This window comes from Serratia sarumanii (genome assembly GCF_029962605.1).
Lineage (GTDB): Bacteria > Pseudomonadota > Gammaproteobacteria > Enterobacterales > Enterobacteriaceae > Serratia > Serratia sarumanii.
Map to the genome: position 1 here is coordinate 995,823 of NZ_CP124750.1, position 23,612 is coordinate 1,019,434.

General features: G+C 61.1%; 19 protein-coding genes. 10 read left to right on the forward strand and 9 right to left on the reverse strand.

The genetic code is table 11. From position 1 onward, the window contains the following. Window positions 1-116: 116 nt before the first annotated feature. Window positions 117-3,368, reverse strand: a complete 3,252-nt coding sequence (sbcC, locus tag SSARUM_RS04665; RefSeq protein WP_060426644.1) for an exonuclease subunit SbcC — start codon at window positions 3,366-3,368, stop codon at window positions 117-119. Beyond that, complete coding sequence (gene sbcD / locus SSARUM_RS04670) at window positions 3,365-4,597, reverse strand: exonuclease subunit SbcD (RefSeq protein ID WP_060426642.1); 1,233 nt, start codon at window positions 4,595-4,597, stop codon at window positions 3,365-3,367. Before sbcD ends, sbcC begins: the two co-directional genes overlap by 4 nt. Before the next feature lie 215 nt (window positions 4,598-4,812). Here sbcD and phoB point away from each other — a divergent pair, with 215 nt between their 5' ends. The 5 genes from phoB (at window position 4,813) to proY (ending at window position 11,101) form a co-directional block, all read left to right on the forward strand. Further along, window positions 4,813-5,502, forward strand: a complete 690-nt coding sequence (gene phoB / locus SSARUM_RS04675) for a phosphate response regulator transcription factor PhoB (protein ID WP_004940438.1) — start codon at window positions 4,813-4,815, stop codon at window positions 5,500-5,502. Between the two features lie 24 nt (window positions 5,503-5,526). Further along, complete coding sequence (gene phoR, locus SSARUM_RS04680) at window positions 5,527-6,843, forward strand: phosphate regulon sensor histidine kinase PhoR (RefSeq protein WP_025301740.1); 1,317 nt, start codon at window positions 5,527-5,529, stop codon at window positions 6,841-6,843. Between the two features lie 14 nt (window positions 6,844-6,857). Next, the gene (locus SSARUM_RS04685) at window positions 6,858-7,820 is read left to right on the forward strand and encodes a PstS family phosphate ABC transporter substrate-binding protein (RefSeq protein WP_033647326.1); all 963 of its coding nucleotides are present in this window, start codon (window positions 6,858-6,860) and stop codon (window positions 7,818-7,820) included. A 484-nt stretch (window positions 7,821-8,304) separates the two neighbouring features. Then, window positions 8,305-9,621 (forward strand): branched-chain amino acid transport system II carrier protein, encoded by a 1,317-nt coding sequence (gene brnQ / locus SSARUM_RS04690; RefSeq protein WP_033653282.1) that lies wholly within the window; start codon window positions 8,305-8,307, stop codon window positions 9,619-9,621. A gap of 73 nt (window positions 9,622-9,694) precedes the next feature. Then, on the forward strand, window positions 9,695-11,101 hold the full coding sequence (proY, locus tag SSARUM_RS04695; protein ID WP_060418719.1) for a proline-specific permease ProY: 1,407 nt from the start codon (window positions 9,695-9,697) through the stop codon (window positions 11,099-11,101). Window positions 11,102-11,146: 45 nt separating this feature from the next. Here the strand turns inward: proY and SSARUM_RS04700 are convergent, their stop codons facing one another. From SSARUM_RS04700 to SSARUM_RS04715, 4 genes are all read right to left on the reverse strand, one after another. Then, window positions 11,147-11,434 carry a HigA family addiction module antitoxin gene (locus SSARUM_RS04700; RefSeq protein WP_025160069.1) on the reverse strand — a complete coding sequence of 96 codons (288 nt, stop codon included), beginning with the start codon at window positions 11,432-11,434 and terminating at the stop codon, window positions 11,147-11,149. Then, a complete protein-coding gene (locus SSARUM_RS04705; protein WP_060418263.1) occupies window positions 11,434-11,706 on the reverse strand; it encodes a type II toxin-antitoxin system RelE/ParE family toxin in 273 nt (90 codons plus the stop codon). The genes SSARUM_RS04700 and SSARUM_RS04705 overlap by 1 nt, the downstream gene beginning before the upstream one ends. An 85-nt stretch (window positions 11,707-11,791) precedes the next feature. Next, complete coding sequence (locus tag SSARUM_RS04710) at window positions 11,792-12,061, reverse strand: hypothetical protein (RefSeq protein WP_033653279.1); 270 nt, start codon at window positions 12,059-12,061, stop codon at window positions 11,792-11,794. A gap of 132 nt (window positions 12,062-12,193) precedes the next feature. Then, a complete protein-coding gene (locus tag SSARUM_RS04715; RefSeq protein WP_140926908.1) occupies window positions 12,194-13,450 on the reverse strand; it encodes a mechanosensitive ion channel family protein in 1,257 nt (418 codons plus the stop codon). Between the two features lie 247 nt (window positions 13,451-13,697). Here SSARUM_RS04715 and malZ point away from each other — a divergent pair, with 247 nt between their 5' ends. After that, window positions 13,698-15,521, forward strand: coding sequence for a maltodextrin glucosidase (gene malZ, locus SSARUM_RS04720; RefSeq protein WP_039566998.1), 1,824 nt, complete (start codon window positions 13,698-13,700; stop codon window positions 15,519-15,521). Between the two features lie 53 nt (window positions 15,522-15,574). On the opposite strand, the gene ggt is transcribed toward malZ, so the two are convergent. From ggt to SSARUM_RS04735, 3 genes are all read right to left on the reverse strand, one after another. Further along, entirely contained in the window at window positions 15,575-17,338 is a 1,764-nt protein-coding gene (gene ggt, locus SSARUM_RS04725) for a gamma-glutamyltransferase (protein WP_033637292.1), read from the reverse strand. 234 nt (window positions 17,339-17,572) lie between these two features. After that, window positions 17,573-18,175, reverse strand: coding sequence for a peroxiredoxin C (locus SSARUM_RS04730; RefSeq protein WP_019454212.1), 603 nt, complete (start codon window positions 18,173-18,175; stop codon window positions 17,573-17,575). A 229-nt stretch (window positions 18,176-18,404) separates the two neighbouring features. Further along, window positions 18,405-18,986, reverse strand: coding sequence for an ACP phosphodiesterase (locus SSARUM_RS04735; protein WP_033647323.1), 582 nt, complete (start codon window positions 18,984-18,986; stop codon window positions 18,405-18,407). A gap of 120 nt (window positions 18,987-19,106) precedes the next feature. Between SSARUM_RS04735 and queA the strand changes: the two genes are divergently transcribed. From queA to secD, 4 genes are all read left to right on the forward strand, one after another. Continuing rightward, complete coding sequence (gene queA / locus SSARUM_RS04740) at window positions 19,107-20,177, forward strand: tRNA preQ1(34) S-adenosylmethionine ribosyltransferase-isomerase QueA (RefSeq protein ID WP_004940394.1); 1,071 nt, start codon at window positions 19,107-19,109, stop codon at window positions 20,175-20,177. 72 nt (window positions 20,178-20,249) lie between these two features. Continuing rightward, on the forward strand, window positions 20,250-21,374 hold the full coding sequence (gene tgt / locus SSARUM_RS04745) for a tRNA guanosine(34) transglycosylase Tgt (protein WP_033647322.1): 1,125 nt from the start codon (window positions 20,250-20,252) through the stop codon (window positions 21,372-21,374). A 33-nt stretch (window positions 21,375-21,407) separates the two neighbouring features. Then, window positions 21,408-21,740, forward strand: a complete 333-nt coding sequence (gene yajC / locus SSARUM_RS04750; protein ID WP_004940391.1) for a preprotein translocase subunit YajC — start codon at window positions 21,408-21,410, stop codon at window positions 21,738-21,740. 24 nt (window positions 21,741-21,764) lie between these two features. Next, window positions 21,765-23,612, forward strand: a complete 1,848-nt coding sequence (secD, locus tag SSARUM_RS04755) for a protein translocase subunit SecD (protein ID WP_071845295.1) — start codon at window positions 21,765-21,767, stop codon at window positions 23,610-23,612.

Below are 23,612 nucleotides of genomic sequence, written 5' to 3' on the forward strand. Positions count from 1 at the left end.
AGGGGATACAGTAACAATCCTGTTATGCCTGCATAATAACCCGTGCTCGCCGCGGCTCAACGCTTTTCACCGCGGAGTGCCGCCGCGGTCACACTTCTGCGCCGCGCACGGCGTGATCATTCCAGCCTGAAGTGCGCCTCCAGCCGGCTGACGCCGAGCCCGTTGACCTTTTTCACCTTGATCTGCACCGGAATACGCTCTTTCATCGCCTCGACGTGGCTGATCACGCCAATGGTTTTGCCGGAGGCGTTCAGGCTGTCCAGCGCGTCCAGCGCGGTATCGAGGGTTTCGGCGTCCAGCGTGCCGAAGCCTTCGTCGAGGAACAGCGAATCGATGCTGGTTTTGTGGCTGACCAGATCGGACAACGCCAGTGCCAGCGCCAGGCTGACCAGGAAGCTCTCGCCGCCGGACAGAGTACGGGTATCGCGCAGCGCGTCGGCCTGCCAGGTGTCCACCACCTGCAGCTCCAGCGCGTCGCTGGTTTTGCGCTGCAGCAGGTAGCGCCCGTGCAGCCGGCCGAGCTGAAGGTTGGCCAGATAAACCAGATGATCGAGCGTCAGCCCCTGAGCGAAGCGGCGGAACTTGTCGCCTTCTTTCGAGCCGATCAGCTGGTTGAGGTAGCTCCAGTCGTCGTAGTCTTGCTGGCTGCGGACGATTTGCTCGAACAGCGCCTGTTGATTGAGGCGGCGGGCGGCGTCGCTTTCCAGCTGGTTGCGCAGTTCACCCTGGCGCAGCTGCAACGTTTTCAACTGCTGTGCCAGCTCGGCCAGCGATTGGGTGAGTGCGTCGAGATCCGCGTTGGCTTCATCCACCCCTTCAGGGCGGCTTTGCCGATGCTGCTCCAGCGTTTGCGTCGCCTGCGTCAGCAGGGCGGCGGCCTCCACCTGGCGCTGTTGCAGTTGCTCTTTGCGCTGCTGCAATTCGCGGCGCAGGGCGTCGTCCAGCAACGCAGCGGCGAAGGCGGTTTCATCGGCGAATTCGCTGTCGGCCAGCGCCTGCTGCCACAGCTGCTGCGCCTGCTGCAGCCGTTCCTGCATTTGGGTGTGCTGTTGTTGCAATCCGGCCTGCTGGCCGGCCAGGCGCTCGCGCAGTTCCTGCGCTTTTTGCCACTGCTCGGCGGCCTGCAAGCTGGCCTGCTCACAGGCGGTTTGTTTGGCGCGCAGCTGTTCGCGCACCTCGGCGACCTGCTGTTCGCCGAACAGCGCCAGCCGCTGCGCGCGCCGTTCGGCGAGGGTCTTCTCGCCTTCTTGCCAGCGTTGTTGCAGGTCTTGCTGCTGTTGCAGGCTGTCGGCATGGGTTTTCTGCAGCAGCGTAAAGCGCTCTTCGAGCAGCGCCAGCCGTTGCTGCGCCTGCTGCTGCTGCGTTTGCAGAGCGGCGAGCGCGTCTTTCGCCTGCTGTACCGCCTGCGCCGCCTGTTCATGCTGCTGCAGCGCGTGTTGCCCGCGCCGCTCTTCATCGTCGCAGCCGCTTAGCCAGGCGCTGAGCCGCTCGCCCTCGGCCAACGTAAAGTCGAATGCCAGCGGCGCGCTGAGCTGCTGCCACTGCTGCTGTTGGGCAGCCAGCTGCTGCTCATCCTGCGCGATAGCCTGCTGTTGGCGTTGCAATTGCTGTTGCAGGTTGTCGTAACGGGCTCGCAGCTCGACGCCTTGTTTTTGCAATGCTTCGGTCTGGACTTTCATTTGCTCCAGACGTTGCGCAGTTTCTGACAGTTTTACCTCTTGGTATTGTTCTACCGCCGGGTGCTCGCATGAGCCGCACAGCGGGCAGGGGGCGCCGGGTTGCAAACGGGCGCGCTCGGCTTCCAGACCCACGATCCGTTGTTCCAGCGCATAGGTTTTTTCAACATCGGCCTGGTGGGCTTTCTGCTGCTTAAATTGCTGACGGATGAGCTCTAACTGTGGCTCCAACTGGGTCAGTTCATTTTGACCGATGTTTAGCTCTTGCCGCTGCTGTTCCAGCCGTTTAACAACTTGTTGCGATAAAGAGGCGAGCGTAAATAACTGCTGGCGCGTCGGGCGCAGATCCGCCAGGGCGCTCAGGCGCTGGCGCAGCGGGGCCAGCGGCGTTTGCGCCGCCAGCGCCTGCTGCTGTTGTTGCTGAACGGCCAGCGCTTCGGTCAGCGCGTTCAACTGCTGCTGATGCTGTGCGGCCTGCGCCGTCAGCTGGCTGCGCTCGGCGGTGAGCTGCTCCAGCGTGGTTTTCTGTTTGGCACACTGCTGCGCGGCGGCATCGCCGGCCTGTCGCCGCTCGGCCTGCGTCGACTGCAGTTGGGCGATCTGATGGTCGAGCGGGGCGACCTGGTCATCGATCAGCTGTTGTTGTTGCCGCATATGCTCGGCATGGGCTTGCTGCGCCAGACGGGCCTTTTCCACCGCCTGCTGCAGCGGCGCCAACTGCGCCGAGTGCTGTTCCTGTTGCTGCGTCAGCTGGGCTGCCTGCTGTTGTATCGTCTGCAGCTCGGCGCGGCAGCGATCGCGTTCACCGCGCAGCGGCCGCAATTTCTCGGCCGGTTCGCTGAGCGCCAGCCGCTGCAGCTGCGGGGCGGCCTCGGCCTGCTCGCGCTGGGCGGTTTCCAGCCGCCGTTGACCCTCGTTTTGCTGTTGCTGGAGGCGTTGCCATTGCTGCAGCCAGCTCAGCGCCTGTTGCTGTTGCTGAGTTTGCTTACCGAGGGCGCTTTCCTGCGCGCTCAGCGCCGTCAGCTGTTCAGTCAGGGAGTGGCGCTGTTCATCGTTCAGCAGCTCGATGCCGCTGGCGCGCTGGTGCAACCCATCCAGGTCGGTTTTGGCCTGCTTGTGCGATTCGAACACCTGTTCGGACAGCCGCCCGTAGATTTCGGTGCCGGTCAGCTCTTCCAACAGTTCGGCGCGATCGTTGGCGTCGGCGTTGAGGAACGCGGCGAACTGCCCCTGAGACAGCATCATCGATTTGGTGAAGCGGCCGAAGTCCAGCCCGGTGATGGCGGCGGTGATCTCCAGCTTGTCGCGCACCTTGTCCGCCAGGATCTTGCCGTCCTCGCGGCGCGCCAGTTCCACCTTCGGCGCCTGCAGGTTGCCGTCCGGCGCGTTTTTGGCGCGGCGCTGGCTCCAGAAGGCGCGATAGCCGACGCCCTTGACCTCGAATTCGACCTCCGCCAGCGATTCGGCGGTGTGGCGGGTCATCAGTTCATTCTGGCTCGGCGTGACGTTGAGACGCGGCGTCTGGTGGTACAGCGCCAGGCAGATGGCGTCCAGCAGGGTGGTTTTGCCCGCGCCGGTCGGGCCGGTAATGGCGAACAGGCCGTTGCTGGCGAACGGCTCGGCGGTGAAGTCAATTTTCCACTCGCCCTGCAGCGAGTTGAGGTTTTTTAACCTCAGGCTGAGGATCTTCATGGTTGGGTCTCCTCAGGATTGTGCTGCACCGCCTCGACCACCTGGCGGAACAGTTGATGCATCCGCCGTTGGCGCGCTTCTGGCATGTCGGCCTCCTGCGCCAGGCGCCGTTCGAACACCTCGTTGACGCTCAGTTCGTTGAGCGTTTCCTTATCCTGCTGTGCGATCGCCTGGCGGCGCTGCTCTTTACTGCGCCGCAGCAGCACCACTTCCACCGGCAGCTCATCCGCCAGCAGCCGGATGCGGCGCTGGATATCGCTGAGGTAGTCCTGCGTCGCCACTTCGATATCCAGCCACACCGGCAGCTCGCCGGCATAGTCGGCAAATTGCTGCAGCTGCCGTTCGATCTCGGCCAGATCGCCTTTGATCAGCTGCATGGGCTGGAACTGCGGGATCGCTAACGCTTCTACCTGCTGCAGGGCGCCGTCGGCGAAATCGACCAGGAAGACGCTTTTGGCTTTGCCCAGTTCATCGAAGCTGAGCGGAATCGGTGAGCCGCTATAGCGAATATGCTCTGATTTGGCGACGTTCTGCGCGCGGTGAATGTGGCCCAGCGCGATATAGTCGGCGGGCGGGAAGGCCTGCGCCGGGAAGGCGTCGAGGGTGCCGATATAGATGTCGCGCACCGAGTCGGAGGTGGTGACGCCGACGGTGGTCAGGTGGCCGGTGGCGACGATCGGCAGCGGCAGGCCCAGCCGATCGCGGCGTTCGCAGGCCGCCTGATACAGCGCCTGGTAATGTTCGGCGATAGCTTCCTGCAGCGCCTGCTGTTTTTGCGCGCCGGATTCGCCGGCGCGGCTGGTGAGCAGATCGCGCGGCCGCAGAAAAGGAATGGCGCACAGCACCGCGCCCGGCTGGCCGTCGCGCCGGTTCAGCACCACGATCTGCTGCTCAAGGGAGCCCTGCGCGCTCGCGATCACCGTGGTGTTCAGGCAGGAGAGCAGTTCCCGCGATTCGTTCAGCGTCGCCACCGAGTCGTGGTTGCCGCCCAGCACCACCAACTGACAGCCGGTGCGCTGCAGCTCCACCACGAAGCGGTTGTACAGCTCGCGGGCGTAGCTGGGCGGCGAACCGGTATCGAACAGATCCCCGGCGACGATCAGCGCATCCACCTGCTGCTGCTCGATCTGCTCGATCAGCCAGTTCAGAAAAGCCTGGTGCTCGGCGGCGCGGCTTTTGGTGAAAAAGTACTGGCCAAGGTGCCAGTCAGAGGTGTGGATCAGGCGCATGACACTCCCGGATGCAAAGGTAATGGCGATGATTATAAAGGCCGCGGCGGCGGCTGTCCCGGCGCAATGATGATGACAACCGGATGATTTTTCTTTGCGCCGGGAAATAATCGCTATGCTTACTGCCTATAACAGCCGCTTTTTTTCATAAAAGTGTCACAAAACTGACGCATAATGGCGCCCGCAAAGTCGCTAACACATTGGCAGGATTGACGATGGCAAGACGCATACTGGTGGTGGAAGACGAAGCGCCGATCCGTGAGATGGTGTGCTTTGTGTTGGAACAGAATGGTTACCAACCGTTGGAAGCCGAGGATTATGACAGCGCCGTGACGCGCCTGTCTGAGCCGTTCCCTGATTTGGTGTTGCTCGACTGGATGTTGCCCGGCGGTTCCGGCATTCAGTTTATCAAACATATGAAGCGCGAAGCGCTGACCCGCGATATCCCGGTGATGATGCTGACCGCGCGCGGCGAAGAGGAAGACCGGGTGCGCGGTCTGGAAGTGGGGGCGGATGATTACATCACCAAGCCGTTCTCGCCCAAGGAACTGGTGGCGCGCATCAAAGCGGTCATGCGCCGCATTTCACCGATGGCGGTGGAAGAGGTGATTGAAATGCAAGGGCTGAGCCTGGATCCGTCCTCCCACCGCGTGATGGCGAACGATCAGGCGCTGGACATGGGGCCGACCGAGTTCAAGCTGCTGCACTTCTTTATGACCCACCCGGAGCGGGTTTATAGCCGTGAGCAGTTGCTTAATCACGTCTGGGGCACTAACGTTTATGTGGAAGACCGTACCGTTGACGTGCATATCCGTCGGCTCCGCAAGGCGTTAGAAACCAGTGGGCATGATAAAATGGTTCAAACCGTTCGGGGCACCGGCTACCGGTTCTCAACGCGCTATTGATCGCGCTGCGCTGGAGAATATGCCGTGTTAGAACGTCTGTCGTGGAAGAGGCTGGCTCTGGAGCTGGCTCTTTTCTGTCTGCCCGCCTTACTGCTGGGGCTGATTTTCGGTTATCTGCCCTGGTTCCTGCTGGCCTCCGCTCTGGCGGCGCTGGTGTGGAATTTCTACAACCAGCTCAAACTCTCCCATTGGCTGTGGATCGACCGCAGTATGACACCGCCGCCCGGCCGCTGGAGCTGGGAGCCGCTGTTCTATGGCCTGTATCAGATGCAGCAGCGCAATCGCCGCCGCCGGCGCGAGCTGGCGTTGCTGATCAAGCGCTTTCGCAGCGGGGCCGAATCGCTGCCTGATGCGGTGGTGATGACCACCGTTGAAGGCAACATCTTCTGGTGCAATGGGCTGGCGCAGCATCTGCTCGGCTTTCGCTGGCCGGAAGACAACGGCCAGCACATCCTCAACCTGCTGCGTTATCCGGAATTCAGCCACTATCTGCAACAGCAGGAGTTCTCACGCCCGCTGACGCTGCAGCTGAACAACGAACACTACGTCGAATTCCGCGTGATGCCCTATTCCGAAGGGCAGTTGCTGATGGTGGCGCGCGACGTCACCCAGATGCGCCAGCTGGAGGGGGCGCGGCGCAACTTCTTCGCCAACGTCAGCCATGAGCTGCGCACGCCGCTGACGGTGCTGCAGGGCTATCTGGAGATGATGGGCGACGAAGAGCAGGACGGTTCGCTGCGCAGCAAGGCGCTCGGCACCATGCAGGAGCAGACCCGCCGGATGGACGGGCTGGTCAAGCAGCTGCTGACGCTGTCGCGCATCGAGGCGGCGCCCAATGTCGACATGAACGAGCGGGTGGATATCCCGCTGATGCTGCGGGTGTTGCAGCGCGAGGCGCAGTCGCTGAGCGGCGGCAATCACGAGATCACTTTCCGGGTGAACGAACAGCTCAACGTGTTCGGCAATGAAGACCAGTTGCGCAGCGCGGTGTCTAACCTGGTGTACAACGCGGTCAACCACACGCCGAAGGGCACCCATATCGAAGTGAGCTGGCAGCAGACGGCGCACGGCGCGCAGTTCCAGGTCAGCGACAACGGGCCGGGCATCGCCGCCGAACACCTGCCGCGCCTGACCGAGCGTTTTTACCGCGTCGACAAGGCCCGTTCGCGCCAGACCGGCGGCAGCGGGCTGGGGCTGGCGATCGTTAAACATGCGCTCAGCCATCACGACGCGCGGCTGGAGATCCTCAGCGAGCCGGGGATCGGCACCCGCTTTATCTTTACCTTACCCAACCGGTTGATTGTTCCCGCCGCTTTATCAGAGAATGCGGTGAAAAATTAACGCGAGACACCGGTATGACCCGAATAACCCGAGGGCTGTTGCTTTGCCTGGCGCTGCTGGCCGGACGCGGCGCGCTGGCGCAGCCCGACGGCATGCTGGCGGGCAACCTGTCCAGCGTCGGTTCCGATACTTTGGCGAATCTGATGGCGCTGTGGGCGCAGGATTTCAGCCGGCATTATCCCAACGTTAACCTGCAGATCCAGGCCGCCGGCTCGTCGACCGCGCCGACCGCGTTGGCGGCGGGCGCTGCGCAGCTGGGCCCGATGAGCCGGCCGATGAAGGCGGCCGAGGTTTCGGCGTTCGAACACCGTTACGGCTATGCGCCGCTGGCGGTGCCGGTGGCGGTGGATGCGCTGGTGGTGTTGGTGCATCAGGACAACCCGCTGCGCGGCCTCAATCTGCAGCAGCTCGATCGCATTTTCTCCGCCACCCGGCGCTGCGGTGAAAGCAAGCCGCTGACGCGTTGGGGCGAGCTGGGGCTGAGCGGCGACTGGGCGACGCGCTCGCTGCAGCGCTTCGGCCGCAACTCGGCGTCCGGCACCTACGGCTATTTCAAACTGCGCGCGCTGTGCGGCGGCGATTTTATGCCGCGCGTCAATGAGCTGCCCGGTTCGGCCTCGGTGGTGCAGGCGGTGGCCGGTTCGCTCAACGGCATCGGCTACGCCAGCATCGGTTTTCGCGCCAGCGGCGTGCGGCTGCTGCCGTTGGCGGAATCGGGAGAGGACTATGTCGCGCCTACCGCCGCCAACGTGCGCAACGATCGCTACCCGCTGTCGCGCTATCTCTATATCTACATCAACAAAGCCCCCAATCAACCGCTGGAGCCGCTGACCGCCGCGTTCCTCGATCGCGTGCTGTCGAACGCAGGGCAGAGCCTGGTCAATCACGACGGCTATCTGCCGCTGCCGCCGGGCGCCCTGCAGAGGACCCGCCAGGCGCTCGGGCTGCAGCCGCTCGCGGCGGCCACGGTGCAATAAGCGACAAAAAGCGGCGTAATTTTCGCCTTTTTTAACGGCCAAACGGAGCTTATACCACGCGAAAACCGGGCATTTATTGGCGTTTTCGCGCGGTAAAGTGGTATATGTTTCACGTTTCGTGAATCCATTGTTCAAAAATGATACAAATCATGTAGTGTATATTTATTGATAGCCAATATGATCGACTGGTGGCTAAAGTTTATATGGTTGATAGCTCTGCTTTTCGCCGTGCGTCTTGCCTTGAAGCGCTATAAACGTTTACCTTAGCCCTCGTTGTCGGATTAAACCTCCATTTTTATAACTCCTAAAATTTTGCCCATCTTCATGAGCGGCCACTTTCGAATAGGGACATAAACGCCGGATCGACTGCGTTTAGGATGCTTATTTGGCGCTGCGACGATCGGGCATGCCGGCAACCGGTGGGGCGTCACGCCACCACGCTATCGGACAATTTTTTTCATTTGAACAGGCAACACGACATCGTATGAGTCATCGTTTAACGTCAAAAGATATCCTGGCACTGGGCTTCATGACCTTTGCCTTATTCGTTGGGGCCGGGAACATCATCTTCCCGCCGATGGTCGGCTTGCAGTCCGGTGAACACGTCTGGATCGCGGCGCTGGGCTTCCTGATCACCGCCGTCGGTCTGCCGGTCATCACCGTTATCGCGCTGGCGCGCGTCGGCGGCGGCATCGACGCCCTCAGTTCGCCGATCGGCCGCGGCGCCGGCCTGCTGCTGGCGACCGTCTGCTACCTGGCCGTCGGCCCGCTGTTCGCCACGCCGCGCACCGCCACCGTGTCCTTTGAAGTGGGCATCGCCCCGCTGACCGGCGACGGCGCCATGCCGCTGTTCATCTATAGCCTGGTGTACTTCGCGCTGGTGATCGGCATCTCCCTGTATCCGGGCCGCCTGCTCGACACCGTCGGCCATGTGCTGGCGCCGCTGAAGATTGTGGCGTTAGGCGTACTGGGCATCGCCGCGCTGCTGTGGCCTGCCGGCGCGCCGATTCCGGCGACGGCGGCTTACCAGAGCGTGCCTTTCTCTTCCGGCTTCGTTAACGGCTACCTGACCATGGATACGCTGGGCGCGCTGGTATTCGGCATCGTTATCGTCAACGCGGCGCGCTCGCGCGGCGTGAAAGACGCCGGTCTGTTGACCCGCTACACCATTCTGGCCGGTTTGATCGCCGGCGTGGGCCTGACGCTGGTTTACCTGAGCCTGTTCAAGCTGGGCTCCGGCAGCGGCGCGCTGGTGCCGGACGCCACCAACGGCGCGGTGATCCTGCACGCTTACGTTCAGAACACCTTCGGCGGCCTGGGCAGCTTCTTCCTGGCGGCGCTGATCTTCATCGCCTGTATGGTGACCGCGGTAGGCCTGACCTGCGCCTGCGCCGAGTTCTTCGCGCAATACCTGCCGTTCTCGTACAAGACGCTGGTGTTTATTCTGGGCCTGTTCTCGATGGTGGTGTCCAACCTCGGCCTGAGCCACCTGATCCAGATCTCCATTCCGGTGCTGACCGCGATTTACCCGCCGTGCATCGTGCTGGTGGTGCTGAGCTTCACCCTGCGTTGGTGGCACAGCGCGCCGCGCATCATCGCGCCGGTGATGCTTGTCAGCCTGTTGTTTGGTATCCTTGACGCGGTGAAAGCCTCCAGTTTCCAGCAGCTGCTGCCGGCCTGGACCACTCACCTGCCGCTGGCGGAGCAGGGGTTGGCATGGTTGCCGCCTTCGCTGCTGATGCTGGTGCTGGTCGCGATTTATGATCGGGTGTGCACGCGTTCCCAAGTGACCGCGCACTGATAATCCCCCGGCTTAATCCAGGGCCACGGACATGTCCGTGGCTTTTTTACGTTTAAAACTATGGGTCATTTTCATGCAACAACAGTCACCCACCACTGCCCCCGACAATAAGCTGAAACGCGGCCTCAGTACGCGTCATATCCGCTTTATGGCGCTGGGATCGGCCATCGGCACCGGGTTGTTCTACGGCTCGGCGGACGCCATCAAAATGGCCGGCCCGAGCGTGCTGCTGGCTTACCTGATCGGCGGCATCGTGGCCTTTATCATCATGCGCGCCCTGGGGGAGATGTCGGTCAACAACCCGCAGGCCAGCTCGTTTTCCCGCTATGCGCAGGACTACCTCGGCCCGATGGCGGGTTACATCACCGGCTGGACCTACTGCTTTGAAATCCTGATCGTCGCCATCGCCGATGTGACCGCCTTCGGCATCTATATGGGGGTCTGGTTCCCGGAAGTGCCGCACTGGATCTGGGTGCTGAGCGTGGTGCTGATCATCGGCGCCATCAACCTGATGAGTGTCAAGGTGTTCGGCGAGCTGGAATTCTGGTTCTCGTTCTTCAAAGTCGCCACCATCATCATCATGATCGTGGCCGGCATCGGCATCATCATCTGGGGCATCGGCAACGGCGGGCAACCGACCGGCATTCATAACCTGTGGTCGAACGGCGGCTTCTTCAGCAACGGCTTTATCGGCATGATCCTGTCGCTGCAGCTGGTGATGTTCGCTTACGGCGGCATTGAAATCATCGGCATCACCGCCGGCGAAGCCAAAGATCCGAAAAAATCGATTCCGAAGGCCATCAACTCGGTGCCGTGGCGCATTCTGGTGTTCTACGTCGGCACGCTGTTCGTCATCATGTCTATCTACCCGTGGAACCAGGTGGGCACCAACGGCAGCCCGTTCGTGCTGACCTTCCAGCATATGGGCATCACCGTGGCGGCAGGTATCCTCAACTTCGTGGTGATTACCGCTTCGCTGTCGGCGATCAACAGCGATGTGTTCGGCGTCGGCCGCATGCTGCACGGCATGGCCGAGCAGGGCCATGCGCCGAAGATGTTCAGCAAGGTGTCGAAACGCGGCATTCCCTGGGTGACGGTGGTGGTGATGATGCTGGCGCTGCTGCTGGCGGTATACCTCAACTACATCATGCCGGAGAGCGTGTTCCTGGTGATCGCGTCCCTGGCGACCTTCGCCACCGTGTGGGTGTGGATCATGATCCTGTTCTCCCAAATCGCCTTCCGCCGCAGCCTGAGCAAAGAACAGGTGAAGCAGCTGGCGTTCCCGCTGCGCGGTGGGGTGTTCACCTCGGTGGTGGCGATCGTGTTCCTGGTGTTCATCATCGGCCTGATCGGCTACTTCCCGACCACGCGCGTCTCGCTGTACGCCGGCCTGGTCTGGGTGGTATTGCTGCTGGCGGGATACTGGTTCAAGATCAACCATCAGAAAAAACGCGCGCCGCTGGCGACGCAGCAAGACTAAATGGAAAAACACCGGCCAAGGCCGGTGTTTTTTTAGGAGCAGGCGTCAAGCGAAGTCCAGCTTGCGCAGTTTGGAAACGTCGATGGACTGCCTGGCCTGCCACAGATCGTAAGCATCCTGCATGCCCATCCAAACCTGTTCGGAACTGCCTATCACGATGGACAGGCGGATGGCCATTTCCGGCGAGATATCGGACTTTCCGCTAATCAGGCGTTGAACCGTGGAGGGCGCGACGTCCAGCGCTTTAGCCAGCGCGCGCGCGCTGAGATTCAGCGTTTCCATGGTTTCTTTGATCAACTCGCCAGGATGAGGGGGATTATGCATGCGGTTCATTAGTGATAGTCCTCATAATTCACGATATAAACATCACCCTCGACCAGCTCAAACGTGATACGCCAGTTGCCGGTTACGGACCATTGCCCGCTGCGAGCGCCCGTTAGCGGGTGCAAGAAGAAGCCAGGCAGATCTACGTCATCAATCACTTTCGCCAGATCCAGCACGCTCAGCCGCAGCGCGATTTTCTTCGCCTGCTTGGCGTCGATACCCGCCGTTGAACCGGTTTCGAAAAACTTTTTGAGTCCCTTATGCTTGAAGCTTCTTATCATCCTGACGGCTCCATGAGTGTTGCGCTATACGCATCATAGCCAGGTGTTGCGTATGGCGCAACAAGATGGGGCGTTTTTTAACCTATTATGCCGGGCGTTTGTCTTCCGCTTCATCCTCCCCGGCGACGCGCGCTTCGATACGCATGTCGCCGCCGTTAAGGCGTTCCTCCTCTTCCTCGCCGGCGCAGCGCGCCAGCACCTCGCGAATGTCTTGCATATTGCTGCTCAGGGCGCTCAGCGAAGGTTGCAGGTTGCGGGGCATGCGGCTTTCGTCCAGCGAAGCGCTGTGCAGGCAGCCGATAAACAGCAGGGTGGCCATCAAGGTAAACAGCCGGTGACGTAAGCGTTTCAGCAAGGGCTTTCCCTCTCGGTGGTGAAGATGATGGCGCATTAACGCCGTTTTCACCGGGGAAAAGAAGGGGATGGAGATATCTGCTGGCAATTGAAAGAACATCATTACCAGCAGACACAGTTACGTCAGCCGATGTCAGGAAGCGTTGGCGTTTTGTAGCAGCATGCCGCGCAGGTCATTACCGGTTGGCGTTTGATGCACGCGCAGGCCGAACTCGTCGATCACCGCCAGGATATGGTCGAAAATATCCGCCTGAATGCTTTCATACTCCGCCCAGACCGTGGTGTTGGTGAAGGCGTAGATTTCCAGCGGCAGGCCTTCCGGCGTCGGCGCCAGCTGGCGCACCATCAGCGTCATGTTCTGGTGAATGCGCGGGTGAGCGCGCAGGTAGGCTTCCAGATAGGCGCGCAGCGTGCCGAGGTTGGTCAGGCGGCGGCCGTTGAGCGGCGAGGCCAGATCGATGGCAATCTCCTGATTGTGCCGGCTCAGCTCCTGGGTTTTATCGTTCAGGTAGCTGTGCAGCAGCGGGTTGCGCTGCAGGCGGCGCTGTTCCTCTTCCGACAGGAAGTGCACGCTGCCGGTGTCGATATTCAGGCTGCGCTTGATGCGGCGCCCGCCGGATTCCGACATCGAACGCCAGTTTTTGAACGAGTCGGAGATCAGCGCGTAGGTGGGAATGGTGGTGACGGTGTTGTCCCAGTTACGCACTTTGACCGTGGTCAGGCCGATGTCGGTGACCGCGCCGTCGGCGCCGTATTTCGGCATTTCCAGCCAGTCGCCGATCTTCAGCATATCGTTGGCGGAGAGCTGGATGCCGGCCACCAGGCCGAGGATCGGATCCTTGAACACCAACATCAGGACCGCGGTCATGGCGCCCAGGCCGCTGAGCAGCAGCAGCGGCGATTTGCCCATCAGCAGCGAGACGATCATGATGCCGATCAGGATCGCCGCCACCAGTTTCAGGCCCTGGAAAATGCCGCGCAGCGGCAGCTGATTGGAGATCGGGCTTTGGCGCAGCAGCGCCAGCAGCGTATCCAGCAGCGAGAACAGCGACAGCAGGGTGAAGGCGAGGATCCACACCTGCGCGGCGGTGACGATCACCGCCTGGGTCTGGCTGCCGCTCTGTAACCACAGCGTCGCCTGGATGCTGATGATCACCCCTTGCAGCAGCAGCGCCACGCGCTGGAACAGTTTGTATTGGGTGATGGCCTGTTGCCAGACGCGCTGCGATTGCTGGCCGCGGCGCTGAAGGGCGGCCAGCACCACCCGGTGCAGCACCAGGTGGATCGCGACCGAGATCAGGACAATCAACCCCAATACCATCAACAGCGACATCACTCCGCCGAATTCAAAACCAAACTGTTCCAGCCAGCGCGTTATCTGTTGTTGCATTACCGCTCCTTAAAAAATGCGCAAAAAATATCCTGTAAACTTAAAACGCGTTAGCCTAAGGGGTAACGTGCAGGATTTGTACCTGTTTACCTTTTTTTACATCGGGTTAGCGTTATTTTTCGGTCTCCGCCCCCCGGCTCATCCCCGGGTTTTGCGGCCAGAGAGGAGGGGGAGTTGCACTTAACGTGGCATTGTTCGCTTCTTGAAGAACGCCGTCGATTTCGTTTGGTACAGCAGGAGAAACAGTATGCTTAACGCCTGGCATCAACCGGTCCCGCCTTTTGTGGTGAAGCAAGGGCAACGTTTGGATATCACGCTGTGGTTACAGGGGGATGAACTGCCGGAACGGGTGTTTTTGCGCGCCGAACCGGATAACGAAGAGTGGCTGCTGGTGATGAAAGCGCAGCGCCACGAGGGGATGCGGCGCTACCAGGCCAGCCTGACGCTGAATGAGGGCGAGCCGACGCGGCGTTACTGCTTCAAGCTGCTGTGGGCCGATCGCCAGCAGTGGTTCGGGCCGCAGGGCTGGTCGCCAACGCCGCCGGGGCAGCTGGCGCAGTTCGCCGTCGACGAACCTGACAACGGCCCCGAGTGGGTGGCGGATCAGCTGTTCTACCAGATTTTCCCCGATCGCTTCGCCAGCAGCGGCGGCGAGCACGGCATCCAGAGCGGCAGCTACCGCCATCACGCGGCCGGCGCCGAGGTGATTCGGCGCGACTGGCAGCACCCGCTGGAGGATCGCCACGCCGCCTCGACCTTTTACGGCGGCGATCTGGACGGCATCGGCGCCAAACTGCCGTATTTGCAGCAGCTGGGGGTGACGGCGCTGTACCTGAACCCGATTTTTACCGCACCGAGCGTGCATAAGTACGATACCGAGGACTATTACCAGGTCGATCCGCACTTCGGCGGCAACGCGGCGCTGCAGCGTTTGCGAGTGAGCACTCACAAGGTGGGCATGAAACTGGTGCTGGACGGGGTATTTAACCACACCGGCGACTCGCATCCGTGGTTCGACCGCCATCGTCAGGGCGAAAACGGCGCCTGTCACCACCCCGATTCGCCGTATCGCGGCTGGTTCAACTTTTACCCGGACGGCCGCGCGCTCGACTGGAAGGGCAACGCCAGCCTGCCGAAGCTCAACTTTGCCGAGCCGCAGGTGGCGGAAGCGATCTATCGCGGGGAAGGCAGTGTGGTGCGCCACTGGCTGCGCCCGCCGTACAGCATCGACGGTTGGCGGCTGGACGTGGTGCACATGCTGGGGGAGAACGGCGGCGCCACCGGCAACCTGCACCACCTGGCTGGCATCTATCAGGCGGTGAAGCAGGAGAATCCGCAGGCCTACGTATTGGGCGAGCACTTCGGCGACGCGCGCCGCTGGCTGCACGCCGGCGTGGAGGATGCGGCGATGAACTACATGGGCTTCGCGCTGCCGGTGCGGGCGTTCTTGGCGGGGCTGGACGTAGCCTATCACCCGGTGCGGCTGGATGCCGCCGGGTGCGCGCAGTGGATGGACGGTTACCGCGCCGGGCTGCCGCACGGCCGCCAGCTGATCCAGTTCAACCAACTGGACAGCCACGATACCGCGCGTTTTCTCACGTTGTTGCAGGGGAACGCGGCGCGCATGCAGATGGCGGCGGTGTGGTTGCTGAGCTGGATAGGCGTGCCTTGCCTCTATTACGGCGATGAGATTGGTCTGGACGGCGGCAACGATCCGTTCTGCCGCAAGCCGTTCCCGTGGGACGTCGGCGACTGGGACCGGCCGCTGCTGGCGCTGTTCCAGCGCATGGCGGCGCTGCGTAAACAGAGCGTGGCATTGCGCCGCGGCGGTTGTCAGGTGCTGTACGCCAGCGGGGAAACGCTGGTGTTCGTGCGCCTGTATCAGCAGGAGCAGGTGTTGGTGGCGCTGCAGCGCGACGGCAGCGGCCAGGCGCAGCTGCCGTACAACCCGCTGTTGGCGCGCGGCCCGTGGCGGCGTGTGGAAGGGCGGGGAGAGTTGAGCGAAACGGCAGGCGGGCTGCGCCTGCAGCTGGCGGAAGAGACGGCCACCGTGTGGCGCTGTGAAGGCTAAAGACACTGCGGGGGCCGAAGGGCCCCCGCGATAAAGGTGAGTAGGCGTTTACATCAGTAACCGACCGCAGAACCTGCCGGGCGACGCACGTCGTTGGCGCCGTACAGATAGCCTTCGCGCACCTTGCCGGAAACCGCCGAGTCGTTGCCGGAGTTGGCCGGGCTGACGCCCGCCGCGCCTGGCAAGCCGACCAGAATCAGTTCGGCGGCGCCCCACGGCGTTTGCTCGACCATCTTATAGCCCATGCCGCTCAGCAGCTTCAGCGTATCGGCGGAAACGCCGCGCTGTTCGTAGTACACCTCATCCGGCAACCATTGGTGATGGATGCGCGGTGCGTCCACCGCTTCCTGCGGCGCCATGCCGTGGTCTATCACGTTCAACGCGGTCTGCAGGGTGATGGTGATGATGCGCGAGCCGCCCGGCGAGCCCAGCACCATAAAGATCTTGTTGTCCTTGGTCACCAGCGTCGGGCTCATCGACGATAGTGGGCGCTTACCGGGGGCAATGCTGTTGGCGGTGCCCTGCACCAGCCCGTACAGGTTTTTCTCGCCCACTTTGACCGTAAAGTCGTCCATCTCGTCGTTGAGGAAGAAGCCGGTGCCCGGTGCGATCACCACGGCGCCGAAGCGGCCGTTGACGGTATAGGTGGTGGAGACCGCGTTGCCGTCGTGATCGACGATCGAATAGTGGGTGGTTTCCGGCTTCTCATGCGGTTCCATGCCGGGCTGCACGTTTTCCGACGGCGTGGCCTTGTCCGCGACGATTTTCTTGCGGATCTGCTCGGCGTAGCTCTTGCTCACCAGCCGGTCGATCGGGTTCTTGATGAATTCCGGGTCGCCGAGGTAGGTGTTGCGGTCCATGTAGGCATGGCGCATCGCTTCGGTCATGGTGTGAATGGCCGCCGCCGAGTTGAAGCCCATGCTTTTCAGGTCGTAGCCTTCCACCACGTTGAGGATTTCGCACAGCGTCACGCCGCCGGAGCTGGGAGGCGGCGCCGACACGAACTTGTAGCCGCGATAGCTGCAGGTAATCGGCGGCGTTTCGGTGACCTTGTAATTGGCGAAGTCGGCGGCGGTCAAGATACCGCCGCCCTGTTTGGCCGCCGCCTCCACCGCCTGCGGGATCTTGCCTTTATAGAAGGCGTCGGTTCCCCCTTTGGCGATGGCTTCCAGCGTATTGGCCAGATCGGTTTGCACCAGTTTGTCCCCCGGCTGCAGCGGGCTGCCGTCCGGGCGCAGGAAGATTTTGGCCGACTCGGGATCCTGTTTGAAGCGCGCGACGGTGGTGTCGAGGATATCGGTATCGGCGCGGGTCAGCACAAAGCCTTCGCGCGCCAGCCTGATCGCCGGCGCCAGCACCTGTTCACGGCTCAGCTTGCCGTACTTCTCACGCGCGGTTTCCATCCCCAGCACGGTGCCCGGCACGCCCGCCGCCAGATAGCCGTACAGGCTGGCGTCTTTCTTCACCTTGCCGTCGGCATCCAGATACATGTTGGCGCTGGCCGCCGCCGGCGCGGTTTCACGGAAGTTGATGAAGGTGTCGGTGCCGTCCGCCAGGTGGACGGTCATAAAGCCTCCGCCGCCGATGTTGCCGCAGCAGGGGTTAACCACCGCCTGCGCGTAACCGACCGCCACGGCGGCGTCGATGGCGTTGCCGCCCATCTTCAGGATATCCACGCCGACCTGCGAGGCCAGGTGCTGCGAGGTGACCACCATGCCGTTTTTGGCTTCCACCGCGGGGTTGGATGCCGCATACAGGCTGCCGCTGACCAGCAGCGCCGCCATGGTCAGGGGTTTGCTCCATTTCTGTAAAAACATAGTTATTCCTACCCTGTCAGTTTTTTATTGTGTTGTGTTTGCTTGCCGCTGTTCGCTTGCAAAGCGCGAGCCAGCGTTATTGATAGTAGCCGCAGATGGGCGCACGCGCGGCGAGCAGGGTGGGAAATGTGAGCGGAAACAGGGAAATAAAGCACTGAAGGTGGGCGGTCTGCCCCATAAAGGGGCATAAAAAAACCGGCCGCGTGGGCCGGTTGATTCACTATCAGGCTGAAATTACAGCTTGGCAGCGTTTTCAGACAGGTATTTTGCAACGCCGTCTGGGGACGCGCCCATACCTGCTTTGCCTTTTTCCCACTGAGCCGGGCACACTTCACCGTGCTCTTCGTGGAATTGCAGCGCATCAACGGTACGGATCATTTCGTCGATGTTACGGCCGATTGGCAGATCGTTAACAACCTGAGCACGCACGATGCCGTCTTTGTCGATCAGGAAGGAGCCGCGCAGCGCAACGCCGGCTTCCGGGTGTTCGATGCCGTAAGCTTTCTGAATTTCACGCTTGATGTCAGCAACCATTGCGTATTTCACTTCACCGATGCCGCCTTTGTCGACAGGGGTTTTACGCCATGCGTTGTGAACGAACTCTGAGTCGAAGGAAACGCCAACCACTTCAACGCCACGCTTCTGGAACTCTTCATAGCGGTGATCGAAAGCGATCAGCTCGGAAGGGCATACGAAGGTGAAGTCCATTGGCCAGAAGAACAGCACGGCCGGTTTGCCGTTCAGGTGCTTCTTCAGGTTGAAGTTTTCAACGATTTCGCCGCTACCCAGTACGGCAGCTGCAGTGAAGTCAGGGGCTTGACGAGTTACCAGGACCATAATTACTCCTGTAATAGGTGTTAAAGGGTGGATGTAAAAACAAGGGCCAGTATAGGGGCCGCGACTTGGTGAATAAAGGGTAAAAGACCAATCGATGAGATAGCTTTCACCTATCAAAGTCGTTGATATAATTTAGCGAGCTTTAAAAATAACCTTTTCCCACAAAAGGGCAAGCGGCAAAACGTAAATTCTTGCAAGGCGTTGCAATTTCAAGGGCTTGAGCTTGACCTCAGAGCGCTTTGTCCTTCGCCTGCCGCATCATTTGCGGGTAAAACTGCCAGAACTGTGTTTCAAGCTGATGATAATGTTGCTCGACGTCGGCGAACGAACCGGCCAGCGCCTCGAGGCGCGGGCGGCGGCTGGCCATGCCCTGCAGCACCCGGGCGATGAACGGCAATTCGGCGTAGCGCTCCAGCCAGCGTTCCTGCCACAGGTAGCCGTTCAGGTTCTGAAAGCGCGGCGGCGTGAGCGGCAGAAAAGGTTCGATCTGGCTGCGGGCTTCCTGGGTAAACTGGTGCAGGTCGCGCGAAGGCTCGAGCTGCTGCCAGTGGCGCGCCAGAAAATGGTCCCACACCACGTCGAGGGTGATCGGCGCCACGCGGCGGTAGGGGGCGCTGAAATAGTCGCGGCTGGCTTTGACCTGCGGCAGGCTGTCGGTCAGCACGTCGACGCGGCGGTGCATCATGATGCCGGCCACCACCTCGGGCTGGTAGTCGGCGGCGGGGTTGCCGCGCACGAAATCGGCCAGCAGGTTGCCCAGCAGCGAGCTGTCCGCCAGCATGGCCAGGTGAAGATGAGCGAGAAAATTCATCCCTCAACTATACCCGAAGTCAGGCAAATCCTCCTTATTTCTTGCCGCTGACCGCCCCCGGCTTTAGACTAGGCCGCCTGTTTTTTACCAACCAGCCCTAAATTGAAGAAGTGAATACCCATGCGCGTCGCTGATTTTTCGTTTGAACTTCCCGAATCCCTGATTGCCCACTATCCCCAGGCCGAACGCAGCGCATGCCGCCTGCTGCAGCTGGACGGGCCGAGCGGGGCGCTGACGCACGGCGTATTCACCGATCTGCTGGATAAGCTGGAAGCCGGCGACCTGCTGGTGTTCAACAATACCCGCGTGATCCCGGCGCGCATGTTCGGCCGCAAGGTCAGCGGCGGCAAGATAGAAGTGCTGGTGGAGCGCGTGCTGGACGACCATCGCGTGCTGGCGCACGTGCGCGCGTCGAAAGCGCCGAAGCCGGGCGCCGAGCTGTTGTTGGGGGATGACGAGAGCATCGCCGCCACCATGGTAGCGCGCCACGAGACGCTGTTCGAGCTGCGCTTCAACGACGAGCGCGACGTGTTCACTATCCTCAACGCCGCCGGCCACATGCCGCTGCCGCCTTATATCGCCCGCCCGGATGAAGACGCCGACCGCGAGCTGTATCAGACGGTCTACAGCGAGAAGCCCGGCGCGGTTGCCGCGCCGACCGCCGGCCTGCACTTCGACGAGCCGCTGCTGGCGGCGCTGCGCGCCAAGGGCGTGGAAATGGCGTTCGTGACGCTGCACGTCGGCGCCGGCACCTTCCAGCCGGTGCGCGTGGAAACCATCGAAGATCACGTGATGCATGCCGAATACGCCGAAGTGCCGCAGGAGGTGGTCGATGCGGTGCTGGCCTGCAAGGCGCGCGGCAAACGCGTCGTAGCGGTGGGCACCACCTCGGTGCGCTCGCTGGAAAGCGCCGCGGCGGCCAGCAAAGAAGCGCTGATTGCGCCGTTCTTCGGCGATACCAGCATCTTTATCTATCCGGGCTATCACTATCAGGTGATCGACGCGCTGGTGACCAATTTCCACCTGCCGGAATCGACCCTGATCATGCTGGTGTCGGCCTTCGCCGGCTATAAAAATACCATGAACGCCTATCAGCAGGCGGTGGCCGAGCAGTATCGCTTTTTCAGCTACGGCGATGCGATGTTCATCAGCCGTAACCCGCAGGCGGAAAACGAGTCCGTCGGCGGTTAATTTCCCGGGCTGCGCGCACGGCGCGGCCCCGTTTCAACGACATCAGACTGTTTCTCTGATGCTGGAGGTTTTGTGAAGTACGAACTACAAACTACCGATGGCCGCGCGCGTCGCGGCCGCCTGATCTTCGACCGCGGCGTGGTGGAGACCCCGGCCTTTATGCCGGTCGGTACCTACGGCACGGTCAAGGGCATGACGCCGGAAGAAGTGAAAGAAACCGGCGCGCAGATCCTGCTGGGCAACACTTTCCACCTGTGGCTGCGCCCGGGCCAGGAGATCATGAAGCTGCACGGCGACCTGCACGATTTCATGCAGTGGCATGGGCCGATCCTTACCGATTCCGGCGGTTTCCAGGTGTTCAGCCTGGGGGCGATGCGCAAGATCAAAGAGGAAGGCGTGTACTTCCGCAACCCGATCAATGGCGACAAGGTGTTCCTGAGCCCGGAAAAATCGATGGAAATACAGTATGACCTGGGTTCCGACATCGTGATGATCTTCGATGAATGTACGCCGTACCCGGCCGACTGGGACTACGCCAAGCGTTCGATGGAAATGTCGCTGCGCTGGGCGGAGCGCAGCCGCAAGCGATTCGACGAGCTGGAAAATAAAAATGCGCTGTTCGGCATCATTCAGGGGGGCGTTTACGAAGATTTACGTGATGTTTCCGTCAAAGGGCTGGTGGATATCGGCTTTGACGGGTACGCTGTGGGCGGCTTGGCTGTAGGCGAGCCGAAAGAGGATATGCATCGCATTCTTGAACACGTTTGCCCGCAAATTCCGGAAGATAAGCCACGCTATTTGATGGGCGTCGGCAAGCCGGAAGATTTGGTGGAAGGCGTGCGCCGCGGCATCGACATGTTCGATTGCGTCATGCCGACCCGCAACGCCCGCAACGGCCATCTGTTCGTGACTGACGGTGTGGTAAAAATCCGTAATGCCAAGCACAAGGATGATACTTCTCCGCTGGATAAGGACTGTGATTGCTACACCTGTCGCCATTACAGCCGCGCCTACTTGCACCATCTCGACCGTTGCAACGAAATATTGGGTGCTCGACTGAACACGATTCATAACCTGCGTCACTACCAACGCCTGATGGCGGGTTTACGCCAGGCTATCGAAGAGGGTAAATTAGAGCAGTTTGTTGCGGATTTCTATGGTCGGATCGGCAAGCCGATTCCGCCTTTAAACGCTTGATCCAATAATTGATAACTTAATGAGGGAATTTCAATGAGCTTTTTCATTTCTGACGCCGTCGCATCCGCAGGGGCTCCGGCTCAGGGAAGCCCGTACTCTCTGATCATTATGCTGGTGGTGTTCGGCCTGATCTTCTACTTCATGATCCTGCGCCCACAGCAGAAGCGCGCTAAAGATCACAAGAAGCTGATGGACTCCATCGGTAAAGGCGACGAAGTGCTGACCACCGGCGGCCTGATCGGTCGCGTGACCAAAGTGGCCGACACCGGCATCATCGCCATCGCGCTGAACGACACCACGGAAGTGATGATCAAGCGTGACTTCGTGGCGGCCGTTCTGCCGAAAGGTACCATGAAGGCCCTGTAATCTTTTTTCCCGAAGGGAATTGCCGTGCTAAACCGTTATCCTTTGTGGAAGTATCTGATGTTGATCGTCGTGATCCTCGTCGGTCTGCTTTATGCGCTTCCCAACATCTACGGTGAGGATCCGGCCGTACAAATCACTGGCGCGCGCGGCGTCGCCGCCAGTGAAACTACGCTGGACCAGGTCCGTACCGTATTAGAAAAAGACAACATCGCGAGCAAGTCGATTGCGCTGGAAAATGGCGCCATCCTGGCTCGCTTTAAAGATCCTGACGTTCAGCTGCGCGCCCGCGAAGCGCTGGTGACCGAGCTGGGTGACAAATTCGTCGTGGCGCTGAACCTGGCGCCGGCCACGCCGACCTGGCTGGCCATGCTGGGCGCAGAGCCGATGAAACTCGGCCTGGACCTGCGCGGCGGCGTGCACTTCCTGATGGAAGTGGATATGGACACCGCGTTGAGCAAGCTGCAGGAACAGACCATGGATACCCTGCGCAGCGAGCTGCGCGAGAAGGGCATTCCTTATGCGTCTATCCGCAAGCTGGACAACAACGGCGTGGAAGTTCGCTTCCGCGACGATGCGGCCCGTGACCAGGCCATCAGCTACATCGGCCCGCGTCAGCGCGATCTGGTGCTGTCCGCCAACGGCGCCAACACCATGAAAGCCAGCCTGACGGACGCCCGTCTGAGCGAAGCGCGCGAATACGCCGTCCAGCAGAACATCACTATCCTGCGTAACCGCGTCAACCAGCTCGGCGTCGCCGAACCGCTGGTGCAGCGCCAGGGCGCCGACCGCATCGTGGTCGAGCTGCCGGGCATTCAGGACACCGCGCGCGCCAAAGAAATTCTGGGCGCCACCGCGACCCTCGAGTTCCGTCTGGTGAACACCAATGCGGACGCCACTGCGGCGGCCAACGGCCGCGTGCCGGGCGACTCCGAGGTGAAATACACCCGTGACGGCCAGCCGATCGTGCTGTACAAGCGCGTGATCCTGACCGGTGATCACATCACCGACTCCACCTCGAGCACCGACGAATACAACCAGCCGCAGGTTAACATCTCGCTGGACAGCGCCGGCGGCACGTCCATGTCCAACTTCACCAAGGACAACATCGGCAAGCCGATGGCGACCCTGTTCGTGGAGTATAAGGACAGCGGCAAGAAAGACGCCAACGGCCGCGCGGTGCTGGTGAAACAGGAAGAAGTGATCAACGTGGCGAACATTCAGTCGCGTCTGGGCAACAGCTTCCGCATCACCGGTATCGGCAACCCGAACGAAGCGCGTCAGCTTTCGCTGCTGCTGCGTGCGGGTGCGCTGATCGCGCCGATTCAGATCGTCGAAGAGCGCACCATCGGCCCGACCCTGGGTCAGCAGAACATCACCCAAGGTCTGGAAGCCTGTCTGTGGGGCCTGGTGGCGTCCATCGTCTTCATGGTGGTCTGGTACCGTAAGTTCGGCGTGATCGCCACCACGGCGCTGGTCGCCAACCTGGTGCTGATCGTCGGCGTGATGTCCCTGTTGCCGGGGGCGACGCTGACCATGCCGGGCATTGCCGGGATCGTGTTGACGCTGGCGGTGGCGGTCGACGCCAACGTACTGATTAACGAACGTATCAAGGAGGAGCTGAAGAACGGCCGGTCCGTTCAGCAGGCGATCCATGAGGGCTATAAAGGCGCGTTCTCCAGTATCGTCGACGCCAACATCACCACCCTGATCACCGCGGTCATCCTGTACGCAGTGGGCACCGGTTCGATCAAAGGCTTTGCGATCACCACCGCTATCGGTGTGGCGACGTCCATGTTCACCGCGATTGTCGGTACCCGTGCCATCGTCAACCTGCTTTACGGCGGCAAACGCATTAACAAGCTGTCTATCTGA

Bases quoted from the DNA above. Each gene is read 5' to 3' on its own strand.
- sbcD (WP_060426642.1), bottom strand. From the start codon at position 4,597: ATGCGCCTGATCCACACCTCTGACTGGCACCTTGGCCAGTACTTTTTC.
- SSARUM_RS04735 (WP_033647323.1), bottom strand. From the start codon at position 18,986: ATGAATTTTCTCGCTCATCTTCACCTGGCCATGCTGGCGGACAGCTCG.
- SSARUM_RS04700 (WP_025160069.1), bottom strand. From the start codon at position 11,434: ATGAACCGCATGCATAATCCCCCTCATCCTGGCGAGTTGATCAAAGAA.
- proY (WP_060418719.1), top strand. From the start codon at position 9,695: ATGCAACAACAGTCACCCACCACTGCCCCCGACAATAAGCTGAAACGC.
- ggt (WP_033637292.1), bottom strand. From the start codon at position 17,338: ATGTTTTTACAGAAATGGAGCAAACCCCTGACCATGGCGGCGCTGCTG.
- brnQ (WP_033653282.1), top strand. From the start codon at position 8,305: ATGAGTCATCGTTTAACGTCAAAAGATATCCTGGCACTGGGCTTCATG.
- SSARUM_RS04715 (WP_140926908.1), bottom strand. From the start codon at position 13,450: ATGCAACAACAGATAACGCGCTGGCTGGAACAGTTTGGTTTTGAATTC.
- malZ (WP_039566998.1), top strand. From the start codon at position 13,698: ATGCTTAACGCCTGGCATCAACCGGTCCCGCCTTTTGTGGTGAAGCAA.
- SSARUM_RS04705 (WP_060418263.1), bottom strand. From the start codon at position 11,706: ATGATAAGAAGCTTCAAGCATAAGGGACTCAAAAAGTTTTTCGAAACC.
- phoB (WP_004940438.1), top strand. From the start codon at position 4,813: ATGGCAAGACGCATACTGGTGGTGGAAGACGAAGCGCCGATCCGTGAG.
- yajC (WP_004940391.1), top strand. From the start codon at position 21,408: ATGAGCTTTTTCATTTCTGACGCCGTCGCATCCGCAGGGGCTCCGGCT.
- SSARUM_RS04685 (WP_033647326.1), top strand. From the start codon at position 6,858: ATGACCCGAATAACCCGAGGGCTGTTGCTTTGCCTGGCGCTGCTGGCC.
- SSARUM_RS04730 (WP_019454212.1), bottom strand. From the start codon at position 18,175: ATGGTCCTGGTAACTCGTCAAGCCCCTGACTTCACTGCAGCTGCCGTA.
- sbcC (WP_060426644.1), bottom strand. From the start codon at position 3,368: ATGAAGATCCTCAGCCTGAGGTTAAAAAACCTCAACTCGCTGCAGGGC.
- queA (WP_004940394.1), top strand. From the start codon at position 19,107: ATGCGCGTCGCTGATTTTTCGTTTGAACTTCCCGAATCCCTGATTGCC.